This window comes from Rhodoferax sp. ZS1R8, from assembly GCF_056521325.1.
Map to the genome: position 1 here is coordinate 385,810 of NZ_JBWMBA010000005.1, position 14,359 is coordinate 400,168.

The window sequence follows — 14,359 nt, forward strand, 5'->3', positions numbered from 1 at the left end:
CTACTAAACAGGCATCCCTTATGGAGTTTTATCAGATCCGTACTTTTCTGACCGTGGCACGATTGGGACACCTCACGCGGGCGGCCGACCAGCTGCATTTGACGCAGCCTGCGGTCTCCAAACAGATAAAGGCGCTGGAGCACACTTTGGGCGTGCTGTTGTTTGACAGGCTGCCCACCGGCATGGTGCTGACCCGAGAAGGGCAAGCATTGTTCCCCGTTGCCGAGCGTACCTTGGCAAGCGCTATGGAGCTCTTGAGCCAAGCGCGCTTGCTCCGCGGTGAAGTGTCAGGTGAAGTAATCATCGGCACCGTCATCGACCCAGACACGCTGCGCTTGGGCGCCTTCTTGGGAGCGTTGCTTGAGTATTTTCCTAAAGTGCAAGCGCGGTTGCGCCACGGAATTTCTGGTTGGGTTATGGAAAGGGTGAATGCAGGTGAAATGGATGCCGGTTTCTATTTAGGACCGGTGGTGCACCCAGATATCTCAAGCCTGTGCATGCGAACCTTGCAATACTTGGTAGTAGGCCCACCGCAATGGAGTGCGCGCATGCAAATCGCAGGATGGGAGGATCTAGCCAATATGCCGTGGATTGGCACGGCGGTCCATAGTTCGCAGCACCGCTTGGTGCGAGACATGTTTGCGCAGCGGGGCCTGACAGTCCGTACTGTGTTTGAGGCTGATCAGGAAGCCTCGATGGTCAGTTTGGTGCGTTCGGGTGTGGGATTGGCAACCATGCGAAATGACTTGGCGCTTAAGGCACAAGCCCAAGGGGAGGTGTGCATCTGGCCCGGCACCATCCAGGACTGTCCGCTGTCTTTGATTTACAGAACCGAGCGCGCGGACGATCCATTGGTCGCCGCATGCCGTAAAGCGATGGCGGTGGTGTGGCCAGCGGATTGAACCCAGTCCGATAAGTAAGCACTTTAGTCCGGCAGCGCTACCGGAACACTTGTGCTCTGCAATACATATGGTTTTGACACCAGTTTGACATATTGCGCCGATAAGTTCGCTCCCATTGATCCGGAGGAACCATGAACGCAGCCATCCACATCCGTGCCCTGAACAAAACCTTTCTCGGCGGCCGCAAGGCATTGCAAGACATCCATCTAGACATTCAACCGGGTGAAATGGTGGCGCTGATAGGTGCTTCCGGCTCCGGCAAATCGACGCTGCTGCGCCACATGGCCGGTTTGATGGCAGGTGATGCTGCAGGTGCCGGCATGGTCCAGATCCACGGCAAAACGGTACAGGCCCAGGGCAAGATTGCGTCTGACATACGCAAAACCCGCAGTGGTGTGGGCTTTGTGTTCCAGCAATTCAATCTGGTGGACCGCTTGCCGGTGATCGTCAACGTGCTGGCTGGCGCGCTGCACCGTGTTCCCATGTGGCGCAGCCTGACGCGCTGGTTCAGCGCCGCCGAGGTGGCCCGTGGCATGGATGCGTTGCGCCGTGTTGGCATTGCCGAATGCAGCGGGCAGCGAGCCTCTACGCTTTCAGGTGGCCAGCAACAACGCGCTGCCATCGCACGCGCGCTGGTACAAGGCGCCAAGCTGATACTGGCCGACGAACCGATTGCGTCGCTGGATCCGGAATCTTCTCGCAAGGTCATGGACATCCTGGCCCGCGTCAACCGCGAAGACCGATGCACGGTGGTGGTGTCCCTGCACCAGGTGAACGTGGCCATGAAGTACTGCCCCCGCACCGTGGCGCTGCACCACGGCCGCGTGGTGTACGACGGCCCGTCCATCGCATTGACGCCGGCACTGCTGCGCGAACTGTATGGCGCCGAGGCCGACGAGATTTTGTCCCTGGGCGACCACATCACCAGCCTGCAGGACAAAAAGCCGGCCGCTCCCCACCTGGTGTGGCCGACACCGGTCGAAGCCCTTGCACCCGCGGCCTGTGCCGCCTGATCCGTATTCGCTCTCCGACCCCCCGGGGGGTCTTTATCTCTCGAAACATCTCAAGGAAAACACCATGATCAAAAGCCTCGTTCTCAGTGTCGTCGGCACGGCACTGCTCGCGCTCCAACCCGCATCGGCCCAGGAGCTGAAGGAACTCAACTTCGGCATCATTTCCACAGAGTCTTCACAAAACCTGCGGTCAGACTGGCAGCCAATACTGGACGACATGGCCAAGAAGACGGGCATGAAGGTCAACGCCTTTTTTGCATCCGACTATGCCGGCATCATTGAAGGCATGCGCTTCAACAAGGTGCATGTAGCCTGGTTCGGCGCCAAGTCTGCGATCGAAGCCGTGGACCGCGCCAACGGCGAGGTGTTTGCCCAGTATGTGAATGCCGACGGCACGCAAGGCTATTACTCCCACCTGATCGTGCACAAGGACAGCCCTATCAAGACCGTGGATGACATGATCAAGCAGGGCAAGAACCTGGCCTTTGGCAACGGTGACCCCAACTCGACGTCTGGCTTCCTGGTGCCCAGTTACTACGTGTTTTCGCAAAATAAAGTCGACCCCAAGACCCTGTTCAGGGTATCGCGTTCGGCCAACCATGAAACAAACGCGCTGGCCGTTGCAGCCAAGCAGGTAGACGTCGCCACCAACAACAGTGAAGTGCTGGAGAAGGTCAAAGAGAAGCAGCCCGAAAAGTTCAACGACCTCCGCATCATCTGGACCTCGCCCTTGATTCCACTGGACCCGCTGGTGATGCGCAAAGACCTGCTGGAGGCGACCAAGGCCAAGGTGCGTGACTTCTTCTACACCTATGGCAAAGGCGGCCAGCAGGAAAAAGACAACCTGTTCAAGCTGTCCAAATTGTCGGGCTTCAAGGCCTCCACCAACAGCCAACTGATCCCCATCCGCCAACTGGAGCTGTTCAAGAACCGCAACAAGGCAGAGGCCGACGAAACCCTGGCTGCTGCCGACAAGCAGGTCAAGCTGGCTGAAATCGACAAGCAGTTGGCAGCGTTGAGCCTCGCAAAATAATGCAAGCTGTGACTTCGCCGGGCACCGTCGTACCCCTGGCGGTTGCGCCCACCCAGTTGCCCCGTACATCGTTGTTGGGGTGGCTGGCCTGGGGTGCACTGCTGGCCATGCTGGCCGCTTCGTGGAAGGGGGCCGATATGCGGCCCTTTGACCTCGTGCGTGATGCTGGCAACATGGCCACCTATGCGGCCGATTTTTTCCCACCTAAGTTCAACGACTGGCGCATGTACCTGACCGAAATGCTGGTCACGCTGGAAATTGCTTTGTGGGGCACCGCGCTGGCCGTGGTGTTTGCCGTGCCTCTGGGCCTGCTGTCGTCGTCCAACATCAGCCCCTCTTGGGTGCACCAGCCGATCCGCCGTTTGATGGATGCCGCGCGCGCCATCAACGAAATGGTGTTTGCGATGCTGTTCATCGTGGCGGTCGGGCTGGGCCCGTTCGCCGGCGTGTTGGCCTTGTTTGTGCACACCACTGGCGTGCTGGCCAAACTGTTCTCCGAAGCCGTGGAATCCATAGACGCGCAGCCGGTGGAGGGCATACGCGCGACAGGCGCCAATGCGCTGGAAGAAATTGTCTACGGCATCATTCCCCAGGTTTTGCCGCTGTGGATTTCCTACGCGCTGTACCGGTTTGAATCCAACGTGCGCTCGGCGTCGGTTGTCGGCATGGTGGGCGCCGGCGGTATTGGGGTGATTCTGTGGGACATCATTCGCAGCTTTCAGTATGCGCAGACCTGCGCCGTGATGATCATCATCGTCGTGACCGTGTCGGTCATAGACCTGATATCCGCCCGCATACGCAAGGCGGTTACCTGAGTCACTGAAGCGGTTGGGCGGCCTCGGCCCTCAGCCCGTGCAGGTAGGCCACCAATTGTTGGCCCGCTTCTGCGACGCTGTGCTGGTTGACGATGGTGCAGTCGCCACGTAGTTCTGAGAACAGCCTATTGCGCGCGATACGGCGGGCGACTTCATGGGGTGCATCGCGCCCCCTGCGCTGCAGCCGCAGAAAAAGCTCTTGCGCATCCACGGCGATCTGCACGAGGCGGACATCGGTGCGGTCTGCCACGGCAATGGCATGTTCGCGCGAGCCATTGACGACAACCACATCACCACGCTGCACATGCGGGGCATAGCGCGCGGCAATACCGTAGGAAAAACCATGGGCGTGCCATTGCCAGACCAAGGCCCCTGCAGCCTGCAACTGTGCAAACTGCTCAGGCGTGACGGCATCGTGTTCGGACCCTGCATGGACCGCACGGGTCACCATGCGCCGGGCAAAAACAATACCCGGGCTGCTTTGCAGATGTTCGGCAGCCCAGGCCATGACGCTGTCTTTGCCTGCCCCGGAAGCGCCACACACAAAAACCCACAAACCGCTCACGCTTGCAACTCCACATCGGCCATGCGCGTGAAAGCCTGACTGTGGCCTGGCTCCACAAACAGGCACAGGCGGTCCAGACGCAGCGGTTCAGTGGCGTTTAAATAGGCCACACGGTCCCGCACTTCATCCAGTACCGTTTGCGCACTTTCTGCCGTTACTGGCCCGGTTAACGAGAAGTGAAACTGGAACCGCTCCAGTACATGGGGGTAGCCGTACTGGTGCAGCAGCTCCAACGCGCGCGGGTCCATGCTTTCGGGTTTGCGGCGCGCCAGATCATCGGCATCCAAGGGTCGGCGCAGAGCATCCAGATCACGAACACAGGCAGCGGCAAGCTGCATTAATCCATCGGGTGTGTGGGTGGGCACCAGGGCCACAAAATCACCCAAGGTGGCGGCCTGCATGGGGCCTAGCGCCACAGGCCGCAGCGTGCGGGCGAGCGCGTGCAGGCGATCTTGCAGCTGCACCACGGTGCACCCGGCCGCCAAGCCAAACGGTGCCTTGAGCGTCGCGTGGAAGCCATAACGGCGCGGGCTACTCGTCAGGCGGTGCAGAACATCGGGCTTCAGAAGCGTCAATTCGGGTTGCCGCAATGTGCGGTCTTTGGCCTCATCCCGTCCTAGCCAATGGGCACCAAATTGCCACCACGGGGAGCCCGGTTCAGGTGCAAAGTAGATGGCATAACGCGCGCTCATGTCTGTTCACCGCCATCGACCAGCAGTTGGACACGGTCTCCCGAAAAAACGACCTCTCCGTATTTGATGGGTGTGCCCTGCATGTCCACATCCAGGCTCTCCACACACAGCACCGGGCGCGTGGCCATTTGTTTCAGCAAGCGGGCCGTCTCATCGCTGGGCATTTGTGTGGTCACGCGGCTCTGCGAACGCAGATAGTCCTGCACACCGAAGTGCTTCAGGATGTCGGTGGTGCGGTCCCCCAGAGCCAGCATCTCCAAGAGCCCGTTGAAGCGCTGCGCCGGGTAGTAGGCAGTAGCCAGGCCTATCGGGGCGTCATTGGCCTCGTCCAGCGTTTCAACCATCAGCACCGCCGCGCCCTTCTCCAGCTTGAGTTCCTTGGCCGCCCGGTCCGTCGCAGGCATCTGGCGCGCAGTCAACAGCTGTTTGCTCGGTAGCAAGCCTTGGCGCAGCAGGTTCTCGCTGAAACGGGTGCGCCGCGACAGTGCGTAGTCCATCAGCTCGTGCTGGATGAACATGCCACGGCCCGGTTCGATCCGCACCAGCCCCTCGGCTTGCAGCGCGGCCAAAGCCTGGCGCATGGTGTGGCGGTTGACGTGGAATCGCGTCGCCAGCTCCACCTCACCGGGCAAACGGCCCGCATCGGCATAGGTGCGGTTGCGGATCTCGCTCGTCAGTGTGTCGGCTATCTGTTTCCAAACGGTCACCCCGCTGCGCCGCCCAGGAACACTGGCGCTGAGTTGTTCAAAAGACATGCTGATCTCCCATAGGTGCAAGGCGCCGAATGTAGAGATGGATTTAGACATCTAGATGACAAAGCAACAGTACACGCGCATTTCTTTGCGATGGCGCAACTGTCACAAATCGTACATGTTGGCGCGGTGAACTCATGGCCATACACCGTCTTCCATGCACACCGAGGAACCCGAAATCGTATGACGATCAGCACCCTACCCCACCCGCATATGGAGCGCCCGGCCTGGCTGGCAGTGCTGGCACGCGCAAGCTTGCAGCAACTAGAAGCCAAGTTGCCCCCTCTCGATACCCTGCCCTCAGTAACCCAGGTGCGCGCACCCGAAGTTGGCATGGTCATGCTGCGCGGCCGCGTCGGGGGCACAGGCAACCCTTTCAACCTGGGCGAGGCCAGCGTCGTGCGCTGCGCGGTGCGCGTGGGCGATGGCCCCCTGGGCGTGGCCTACGCGTTGGGGCGCGACAAGCGCCGAGCCGAAGTGGCTGCTTTGTGCGACGCACTGCTGCAGGATCCTTTGCACCATGACCGCCTGCAACAAACATTGCTTCCGCCATTGGCCCAAGCACAAGCGCAGTCCAAAGCCGATGCACAGGATCAAGCGACACAGTCCAAGGTTGAGTTCTTTACGTTGGTGCGGGGTGAGGCATGAGCACACACCACAGCACGGCCGCCACCATGCCCGCCGGTCTGCAGGATGCCGTGCACGAATCGCAGCAAGCCTTTCGCCAAGTGCTGGACGCCTTGGCCCGCCCCGGCCAGACACGCCACATCGGCGCAGCCCTGCCAGGCGTAGCCCTGGGCGGTGCGATGGCGCGCCTGCTGCTCAGCTTGACCGATGATGAAACAGCCGTGTATTGGCACGGCGCTGACCCGGCTGATGCCGTCCATGGTGCCGATGGCGCCTTGCAAAGTTGGCTGCAGTTCCACACCGGCGCCCGCGCTACGTTGCAGCCCGCCGATGCCAGTTTTGCGGTGGTGACTGTGCCACTGCAAGCGCCAGCCCTGGTCGAATTTGCGAGTGGCTCTGCCGCATCCCCCGAGTTCTCAGGCACGGTGCTTATCGAGCTGCCCAGCTTGGTGGACGGCCCTGCGCTGGAGTGGCGCGGCCCTGGCATTCGGGACCTGCAACGTGTCAGTCTGGCGGGCTTGCACGACACCTTCTGGGCGCAATGGCAAGCCAACCACGCAGCGTTTCCCCAGGGCGTTGACATCATTTTTACCTGTGGCGAGTACGCGCTGGGTTTGCCCCGCACAACACGCGTGCGCCGATTGGAAGGAGTTTGATATGTATGTAGCAGTCAAAGGCGGCGCCGCAGCCATAGAAAGCTCGTGGCGCCTGCTGGATGCCCAGCGCCGGGGCGATACCGAAATCGCCGAACTGTCGGTGACGCAGATCCAAGCGCAACTCACGCTGGCCGTAGACCGCGTCATGGGCGAAGGCTCGTTGTACGACCCCGAGTTGGCCGCGCTGGCCATCAAACAGGCCTCAGGCGATTTGATAGAAGCCATCTTCTTGTTGCGCGCCTACCGCACCACACTGCCCCGTCTCGGATACGCCTTGCCTCTGGACACCGCGCGTATCGCGCTGTCGCGCCGCATCTCGGCCACGTTCAAGGAAGTGCCGGGTGGCCAATTGCTGGGCGCGACCTACGACTACACCCAGCGCTTGCTGGACTTTGCGTTGCTGGCCGAGGGAACGGGCGATGCGCCGCAAAGCACAGAAGGAGCAGCGCCATCCACCCGGGACGGCAATGCCGTGCACCCCGCAACTGTGCCACGCATCAACGATTTGCTGGCCCGCGAAGGCCTGCTGGAAACCCCACAGCCCGACGACGCCGCAGCCCCGGGCGACCTGACGCGCGAACCGCTGATGTTCCCGGCCGACCGCGCGCTGCGCCTGCAGGCGCTGGCCCGTGGAGATGAAGGCTGGTTACTGGCCATGGGCTACTCCACCCAGCGCGGTTACGCCAACTCGCACCCTTTTGCCGGGGAGATTCGGCGTGGCGCGGTGCAGGTGGAAATGCAACCCGATGAATTGGGTTTTGCAATTGATATTGGTGACATCGACATCACCGAATGCCAGATGGTTAACCAGTTCAGCGGCAGCCGCGACATACCGCCGCAGTTCACACAGGGCTACGGCCTGGCCTTTGGCGGTGCCGAGCGCAAAGCCATGGCCATGGCCCTGGTGGACCGCAGCCTGCGCGCCGACGAACTGGGCGAGGCGCGTACCGCCCCTGCGCAAGACGAGGAGTTTGTGCTGTCACACGCCGACAACGTCGAGGCATCGGGCTTTGTGCAGCACCTGAAGCTGCCGCACTACGTTGACTTCCAGGCCGAACTGGAATTGGTACGCAAGCTGCGCGCCAACCATGCACTGGCCGCACACCCTACCCCGGAGGCCGCATGATGGACACCCATTACAACTTTGCCTTTCTGGACGAACGCACTAAAAAGCGCATACGCCGTGCCCTGCTCAAAGCGGTGGCGGTACCGGGCTACCAGGTGCCTTTTGGCTCGCGCGAGATGCCCTTTGCCTACGGCTGGGGTACGGGCGGTGTGCAGGTCACCGCCAGTGTGATTGGCAAGAGCGATGTGCTCAAGGTCATAGACCAGGGTGCGGACGACACGACCAATGCGGTCAACATCCGCCGCTTCTTTGCCCGCACCACTGGTGTTGCCACGACTGAGAAGACACGCGAAGCCACGCTGATCCAGACACGCCACCGCATACCCGAGACGCCGCTCACCGAGCAGCAGGTACTGGTCTACCAGGTGCCCATGCCCGAGCCCATGTCCAGGCTGGAACCCAGCCGCCGCGAAACCATCAAGATGCACGCCCTGCAGGAATACGGCCTGATGCATGTGCGCCTGTACGAAGACATAGCGCAACTGGGCGCTGTTGCCCGGGCCTATGACTACCCGGTGATGGTGAACGACCGCTACCTGATGTCGCCCTCCCCCATCCCCAAGTTTGACAACCCCAAGATGCACATGAACCCGGCCCTGCAGCTCTTCGGTGCGGGGCGAGAAAAGCGCCTGTATGCCATCCCACCGTACACCGCGGTGCGCAGTCTGGACTTCGAAGACCACCCATTCGAAGTCCAACGCTGGGAGCACAACTGTGCGCTGTGCGGTGCAAGCGAGAGTTATCTGGATGAAATGATTGTGGACGACCAGGGCAGCCGCTTGTTTGTGTGCTCCGACAGCGACTATTGCGGGGAGCGACGCGACGCCGGCCATGTCGGCGGCCAGCAGGCCGTGACGCTGCGTGACACGCTGAACGCCGTCCCAGCACCATCGGCATCGCACACTGCACCGGTTGCGTTGACACAGGAGGCTGCATGAAGGCCCCGGTTCTGCTGTCGGTCCGCGGTGCGGGCAAGGCCTTTGTGCACCAGGGCCAGCCGCGGTGGGCGTGCCGGGGCGTGAGTTTTGATTTGTACCCCGGCGAGGTGTTGGCCGTGGTTGGCGAGTCGGGATCCGGTAAGAGTACCCTCTTGCGCCTGCTGGCCGCACGCCACGCATGCGACGAAGGCTCCGTGCACTACGACGTGCGAGCCGAGTTGGCCAACCAGGCTTCCACATTGATGGATCTAGCCACGCTGTCCGAAGCGCGCCTGCGCTGGCTGGCCCGCACCGATTGGGGCTTTGTCGAGCAGCACGCCCGCGACGGCTTGCGCATGAACGTCTCCGGTGGCGCCAATGTCGGGGAACGCCTGATGGCCCAGGGCTCCCGCCACTACGGGCAATTGCGCAACCAGGCAACCGCCTGGATGCAGCGTGTAGAGCTGGACACCGGCCGCGTGGATGACCTGCCCGCCACCTATTCGGGTGGCATGCAGCAGCGCCTGCAGATCGCCCGCAATCTGGTGACACACCCGCGCCTGGTCTTCATGGACGAGCCCACGACCGGCCTGGATGTGTCGGTGCAGGCCAAGCTGCTGGACTTGCTGCGCGAGCTGGTGGACGAGTTACAGCTCGCGGCCGTCGTCGTCACGCACGACCTGGCGGTGGCGCGGCTGCTGGCCCAACGCATGCTGGTCATGAAAGACGGCGTGGTGGTGGAGCAAGGCCTGACCGACCGCGTACTGGACGACCCCCAACACCCGTACACGCAACTGTTGGTGTCGTCCGTGTTGACGCCCTGACCCACCCTGCAACAGCATAGAGCCAAGCATCCCAAAGAACACCTATGAACGCCATCCTAGAGACCCACGCGTTGTCCAAAACCTTTACGCTGCACGGACGCGGTGGCTTGCAGCTGCCGGTGTTTGCGGGCATAGACCTGCGTGTCATGCCTGGCGAATGCCTGGCGCTAACGGGACATTCCGGAAGCGGCAAAAGCTCGCTGCTGCGTTGCCTGTATGGCAACTACGGCGCCAGCAGTGGCGAGGTGCGCATCCACCACCATGGCGAGTGGCTCAGCATGACGACGGCCCTGCCCAGAGATGTGTTTGACGTGCGCTGTCGGACCATGGGTTATGTGTCGCAATTCCTGCGCGTCATTCCACGCGTGTCCACGCTGGACATCGTGGCCGACCCGTTGCGCCGCTTGGGTGTCAGCGCCGAAGACGCCCGCGCGCAAGCGGCGCAATGGCTGCAACGCCTGAACCTGCAAGAGCCCTTGTGGCATCTGCCGCCGGCCACGTTTTCAGGCGGTGAGCAGCAGCGCGTCAACATCGCCCACGGAATGATCACCAACCCACCGCTGTTGCTGCTGGACGAGCCCACGGCATCGCTGGATGCCGACAACCGCAGGGTAGTGGTCGAACTGATCCACGCGGCACGCGCCCAGGGCAGCGCCATCGTCGGCATTTTTCACGACGACGAAGTGCGTGAGGCCGTGGCCACACGAACTTTCGATGTCGAGCAGCACCGAAACCTCCATTGAATCCACAGGACTTTTATCTATGACACAACAAATCATCCGCAACGCCCGCGTTGTGACCGCTGACGAAGAATTCACCGGCTGCGTGCACATCGAAGACGGCAGCATACGCGCCGTCGACCGTGGGGACACATCGGTGCCAGGCGCCCAGGACTGGGAAGGCGACTGGCTGATACCCGGCCTGGTCGAGCTGCACACCGACAATCTGGAAAAACATCTGTCGCCCCGCCCCGGTGTGCTGTGGAACGCCCACTCCGCAATGACCGTCCACGACGCACAATGCGCCGCTGCAGGCATCACCACGGTGTTGGACTCAGTGGTAGTGGGTGACCTGGACGAGGGTGGCCCCCGCACGCAAACCCAGCACACATCCATCGCCGCCCTGCACCAATGCCGTGACGAGGGTCTTATGCGGGTGGACCACTGGCTGCATCTGCGCTGCGAAGTTTCGGCCCCAGACATTCTGGAGTCATTCAACCAGTACATCGACGACCCGCTCTTACGCCTGGTCAGTGTCATGGACCACACGCCGGGCCAGCGCCAGTGGCGCGACCTCAAAAGCTACCGCCGCTATACCGAGCGCAATGGCCGCTACAACGACTCTGAGTTCGACGCCATGATCACCCAACGCAAGGTGGACCAGCAGGCCTATGCCCTGCCACACCGGCAACTGATCGTGAAGGCCAGCAAAGAGCGTGCTGTGCCACTGGCCAGCCACGATGACACGCTGCTGAGTGACGTGGAACTGGCGGTCACCGAAGGTGTGGGCATGTCGGAGTTTCCCACCACGGTTGCCTCCGCACAGGCCGCACGCCAGGCCAGCATGGCCATCATCATGGGCGGGCCCAATATGGTCAAAGGCGGTTCCCACTCCGGCAATGTCTCTGCGGCTGAGTTGGCGCAACTCGATCTGCTGGATATTTTTTCGTCGGACTATGTGCCCAGCAGCCTGTTGATGTCCACCTTCATGCTGGGGCAGCTCGAATGCTGGTCACTGCCCAAGGCCGTGCGCACGGTGACGCGCAATCCGGCCCGTGCCATTGGCATGCTGGACCGGGGAGAAATAGCAGCGGGCTTTCGCGCCGACATACTGCGCGTGCGCATGAACCGGGCGGGCATGCCCATGGTGCTGGAGACCTGGCTGGCCGGAAAGCGTGCGTACTGAATGAAAACACCGACTGAAGCTTCGGACGCTGACCACATCCCCATAGCTGCATTCAACGTGCCCGGACCAGTGGCCCTGGGCCTGACGCCCAGCATTGACGACAGTGCCAGCATCCGCAACTGCAAGTTCGGCCGCTACACACAGGTCGGCGCGCGCTGCCGCATGGACGACGTGGTGTTGGATGACTACTCGTACCTGCAGCAGGACTGCGATCTGGGATCAGTGGACGTCGGCAAGTTCGCCAACATCGCCGCCATGGTGCGTATCAATCCAGGTTTCCACCCCATGGACTACGCCACGCTGCACCATTTCACCTACCGCCCCACAATGTACGGCATGGCAGTAGAAGACGATGCCGACCTCTTTGCCTGGCGGCGGCGCCAGCGTGTGAGCATTGGGCACGACACGTGGATAGGTCACGGGGTCGTCATCATGCCAGGGGTGCGCATTGGAAATGGTGCGGTGGTGGGCAGCAACGCCGTGGTCACCAAGGATGTGCCGCCTTATACGATTGTGGGTGGCGTCGCGGCCAAGCCCATCCGCCAACGCTTTCCCCGCGACATTGCACAGGCCTTGGAGGCTACCGGCTGGTGGGACTGGGACCACGACACGCTGACCGAGCGTCTGCCCCACTTTCGCGATTTGCGCGGATTTCTCGCAAAGTACGCGCCGTAGCAAAACCCGGGCGCTACGGGCGCTGGGCGCTAGCGCTACTCCCTTGGGGCTTGCAGCGCGCGCCGTTCCTTGGCTTCGATCAAACGCTGAATAATGGTGCACACAGCCTTGGCTTGAGCCTCGTTGATATCCACGTTTTCGATCACCGAGCGCTTGAATTTGATACCGCCCACAAAGCCACTTACCTCGACAAAACCCAGCGTCAACGTGCGGTTCAAGAAGTAATAAATCAGCGCAATGACAAAGCCTGCCGCACCGGCGCCGAGCAAGATGGATGCACCACCACTGCGGGAGCCGTCTTGCATCGCGGCAGATGCAAACGAAGAGCCGAAGAAAAGAAAGAAGAATACGATGCCGACTGCAGCCTTCCATGGCTTGTGATAACCGTAGTACGTGGAGCAGATGCTCTGTAACGGGATAAGACGCGACTGGGTACCCGCCAGCGACGAACTGGAAAACTCCACGCGGTCCATGCCCACCCGAATTGTGGTGACGGGGTCCACGCCCAGCAGCGACAAGATCCACGCGATGAGGCCACTCTCACGGCCAGTGATGCTCACGTAGTTGTTCTTTTCGTCAATCGGCTTGCTTTCGGCCTTCCAGGCCTTGATAACCAGTGCGCTCATGGGTGATGGTGTTCCGTAGTGGTAGTGTGTGCAGTGTCTGCGAGGCTAGAGGATAACCCCTCGCGCAGGCGTCTACGGTAGCCAGATGGCGTATCACCGGTAAAAGCGCGGAACGCGGTGTTGAATGCACCCAGGCTCTCGTAACCACAGGCAAAAGCGACCTGGGCAATGGCTGCGTTCGATGCCGTCAGACCTTGCATGGCGGCGATCAGGCGTGCACGGCGCAGATAGTCCCTCCACGGCATCCCCATCTCGTCGGCAAAGCGACGCGTCAGCGTGCGCTCGGACACGCAGGCTGCACCGGCCACCTGGCCCAACGCCAACGGTGCACCCAGGTGCTGCAGCGTGAACTGCGTGGCGCGCTGCAATTCCTTGGACATAGCACGCGGCAGCCAGAACTGGTCAGGCTGTTCGCTGAGCGCAAGGCACACATCTGCCAGCGCCCCAAACATTCGGGCCGCGGCAGGGTGGGCGGCCGCAGCTTCGGTGTCCCAGCACATGCAGTGGCTCAGCATGTGGCGCGCCAGCTCCGACACCGAGAAGACCCGGCAATCAAAGTCCAACACCGGCCCGTGCGATGGCACAAACAGTACCGACGCGGACGTTACCGGGCCCTGTGTCCAGATGCGCACCGGTATGCCCTGGCGTATCAGCGCCGCGCGGTGTGTCGGCAGCAGCCAGCTGCGACCGGCCAGCTCCAGGTGGAAGCATCCGCTGGACGCATACAGCAGATAGTGGTGCGGAAAAGACTTTTCCCCGGCGTCAAACGCTTGCGGAAAATGTCGGCTGAAGGCCCATGCGATGGCGGCGTAGTCTGATGGCATCAGGCAAATTCTGGCACCCGGCCTGGCACGATCTTGACGACCCGTCCACGCGGCGTGTCGGCAAGGTCACAGATGCGGATGTCGCCCGCCTGCCAGTGCAGGCGCGACGTACTGTTTTTGGGGCCATTGACCCAATCAATGCAATAGCTGCCGTCGTCCAGTAGCGTCCAGTGCCCGCTGTCGCGGACGCCAGACGGGTGCAGTACCTGCACCGTTCCTTCGGCTCCATAGAACAGCACGGCGTTCTGGTCTTTGCCCGTATCCAGATACAAGGAGTTTCCGGTGAGCATCACCTGTGCCTGCGGCTTGTCCAGCGGGTGGTGTGTGTCGGTTGGTGTCATGTTCGAGCGCTTTCGTTGAAGTGTTGGATGGCCTGGCAGTGTAAAAATCGCACCCTCATCCGGCTA

The 14,359-nt window shown here is 61.6% G+C and carries 18 protein-coding genes; 12 read left to right on the forward strand and 6 right to left on the reverse strand.

The window, feature by feature from the left end; all coding sequences use genetic code 11:
• Positions 1 to 20 precede the first annotated feature (20 nt).
• The 4 genes from AC097P_RS19030 to phnE all read left to right on the forward strand — a co-directional run bounded on the left by AC097P_RS19030 (position 21) and on the right by phnE (position 3,763).
• Positions 21 to 902 carry a LysR family transcriptional regulator gene (locus tag AC097P_RS19030; protein WP_479611993.1) on the forward strand — a complete coding sequence of 294 codons (882 nt, stop codon included), beginning with the start codon at positions 21 to 23 and terminating at the stop codon, positions 900 to 902.
• Positions 903 to 1,033: 131 nt separating this feature from the next.
• Positions 1,034 to 1,915, forward strand: coding sequence for a phosphonate ABC transporter ATP-binding protein (gene phnC, locus AC097P_RS19035; RefSeq protein WP_479611994.1), 882 nt, complete (start codon positions 1,034 to 1,036; stop codon positions 1,913 to 1,915).
• 64 nt (positions 1,916 to 1,979) lie between these two features.
• Positions 1,980 to 2,948 carry a phosphonate ABC transporter substrate-binding protein gene (gene phnD, locus AC097P_RS19040; protein WP_479611995.1) on the forward strand — a complete coding sequence of 323 codons (969 nt, stop codon included), beginning with the start codon at positions 1,980 to 1,982 and terminating at the stop codon, positions 2,946 to 2,948.
• On the forward strand, positions 2,948 to 3,763 hold the full coding sequence (gene phnE, locus AC097P_RS19045; protein ID WP_479611996.1) for a phosphonate ABC transporter, permease protein PhnE: 816 nt from the start codon (positions 2,948 to 2,950) through the stop codon (positions 3,761 to 3,763). Before phnD ends, phnE begins: the two co-directional genes overlap by 1 nt.
• Position 3,764: 1 nt before the next feature.
• Here the strand turns inward: phnE and AC097P_RS19050 are convergent, their stop codons facing one another.
• Genes AC097P_RS19050 through phnF form a run of 3 tightly spaced genes read right to left on the reverse strand, consistent with a single transcriptional unit; the run spans position 3,765 to position 5,775 of the window.
• The gene (locus AC097P_RS19050) at positions 3,765 to 4,328 is read right to left on the reverse strand and encodes a hypothetical protein (RefSeq protein ID WP_479611997.1); all 564 of its coding nucleotides are present in this window, start codon (positions 4,326 to 4,328) and stop codon (positions 3,765 to 3,767) included.
• Complete coding sequence (locus AC097P_RS19055; RefSeq protein WP_479611998.1) at positions 4,325 to 5,020, reverse strand: DUF1045 domain-containing protein; 696 nt, start codon at positions 5,018 to 5,020, stop codon at positions 4,325 to 4,327. The genes AC097P_RS19050 and AC097P_RS19055 overlap by 4 nt, the downstream gene beginning before the upstream one ends.
• Positions 5,017 to 5,775 carry a phosphonate metabolism transcriptional regulator PhnF gene (gene phnF / locus AC097P_RS19060; RefSeq protein WP_479611999.1) on the reverse strand — a complete coding sequence of 253 codons (759 nt, stop codon included), beginning with the start codon at positions 5,773 to 5,775 and terminating at the stop codon, positions 5,017 to 5,019. Before phnF ends, AC097P_RS19055 begins: the two co-directional genes overlap by 4 nt.
• A 180-nt stretch (positions 5,776 to 5,955) precedes the next feature.
• On the opposite strand from phnF, the gene phnG reads away from it, so the two are divergent.
• From phnG to AC097P_RS19100, 8 genes are read left to right on the forward strand one after another with little or no spacing between them, the layout of a single operon-like run.
• Entirely contained in the window at positions 5,956 to 6,420 is a 465-nt protein-coding gene (gene phnG / locus AC097P_RS19065; protein WP_479612000.1) for a phosphonate C-P lyase system protein PhnG, read from the forward strand.
• Positions 6,417 to 7,055 (forward strand): phosphonate C-P lyase system protein PhnH, encoded by a 639-nt coding sequence (gene phnH / locus AC097P_RS19070; RefSeq protein WP_479612001.1) that lies wholly within the window; start codon positions 6,417 to 6,419, stop codon positions 7,053 to 7,055. Before phnG ends, phnH begins: the two co-directional genes overlap by 4 nt.
• Before the next feature lies 1 nt (position 7,056).
• Positions 7,057 to 8,181 carry a carbon-phosphorus lyase complex subunit gene (locus AC097P_RS19075; RefSeq protein WP_479612002.1) on the forward strand — a complete coding sequence of 375 codons (1,125 nt, stop codon included), beginning with the start codon at positions 7,057 to 7,059 and terminating at the stop codon, positions 8,179 to 8,181.
• On the forward strand, positions 8,178 to 9,119 hold the full coding sequence (locus tag AC097P_RS19080; RefSeq protein WP_479612003.1) for an alpha-D-ribose 1-methylphosphonate 5-phosphate C-P-lyase PhnJ: 942 nt from the start codon (positions 8,178 to 8,180) through the stop codon (positions 9,117 to 9,119). The genes AC097P_RS19075 and AC097P_RS19080 overlap by 4 nt, the downstream gene beginning before the upstream one ends.
• Entirely contained in the window at positions 9,116 to 9,922 is an 807-nt protein-coding gene (gene phnK / locus AC097P_RS19085) for a phosphonate C-P lyase system protein PhnK (RefSeq protein ID WP_479612004.1), read from the forward strand. The genes AC097P_RS19080 and phnK overlap by 4 nt, the downstream gene beginning before the upstream one ends.
• A gap of 44 nt (positions 9,923 to 9,966) precedes the next feature.
• Positions 9,967 to 10,665, forward strand: a complete 699-nt coding sequence (gene phnL / locus AC097P_RS19090) for a phosphonate C-P lyase system protein PhnL (protein ID WP_479612005.1) — start codon at positions 9,967 to 9,969, stop codon at positions 10,663 to 10,665.
• A 19-nt stretch (positions 10,666 to 10,684) separates the two neighbouring features.
• Positions 10,685 to 11,827 carry an alpha-D-ribose 1-methylphosphonate 5-triphosphate diphosphatase gene (locus tag AC097P_RS19095; protein ID WP_479612006.1) on the forward strand — a complete coding sequence of 381 codons (1,143 nt, stop codon included), beginning with the start codon at positions 10,685 to 10,687 and terminating at the stop codon, positions 11,825 to 11,827.
• Positions 11,828 to 12,502 (forward strand): DapH/DapD/GlmU-related protein, encoded by a 675-nt coding sequence (locus AC097P_RS19100; protein WP_479612007.1) that lies wholly within the window; start codon positions 11,828 to 11,830, stop codon positions 12,500 to 12,502.
• A gap of 35 nt (positions 12,503 to 12,537) precedes the next feature.
• On the opposite strand, the gene AC097P_RS19105 is transcribed toward AC097P_RS19100, so the two are convergent.
• From AC097P_RS19105 to AC097P_RS19115, 3 genes are read right to left on the reverse strand one after another with little or no spacing between them, the layout of a single operon-like run.
• Complete coding sequence (locus tag AC097P_RS19105) at positions 12,538 to 13,128, reverse strand: hypothetical protein (protein ID WP_479612008.1); 591 nt, start codon at positions 13,126 to 13,128, stop codon at positions 12,538 to 12,540.
• Complete coding sequence (locus tag AC097P_RS19110) at positions 13,125 to 13,952, reverse strand: helix-turn-helix domain-containing protein (RefSeq protein ID WP_479612009.1); 828 nt, start codon at positions 13,950 to 13,952, stop codon at positions 13,125 to 13,127. The genes AC097P_RS19105 and AC097P_RS19110 overlap by 4 nt, the downstream gene beginning before the upstream one ends.
• Positions 13,952 to 14,293 (reverse strand): hypothetical protein, encoded by a 342-nt coding sequence (locus AC097P_RS19115; RefSeq protein ID WP_479612010.1) that lies wholly within the window; start codon positions 14,291 to 14,293, stop codon positions 13,952 to 13,954. The genes AC097P_RS19110 and AC097P_RS19115 overlap by 1 nt, the downstream gene beginning before the upstream one ends.
• Positions 14,294 to 14,359 lie beyond the last annotated feature (66 nt).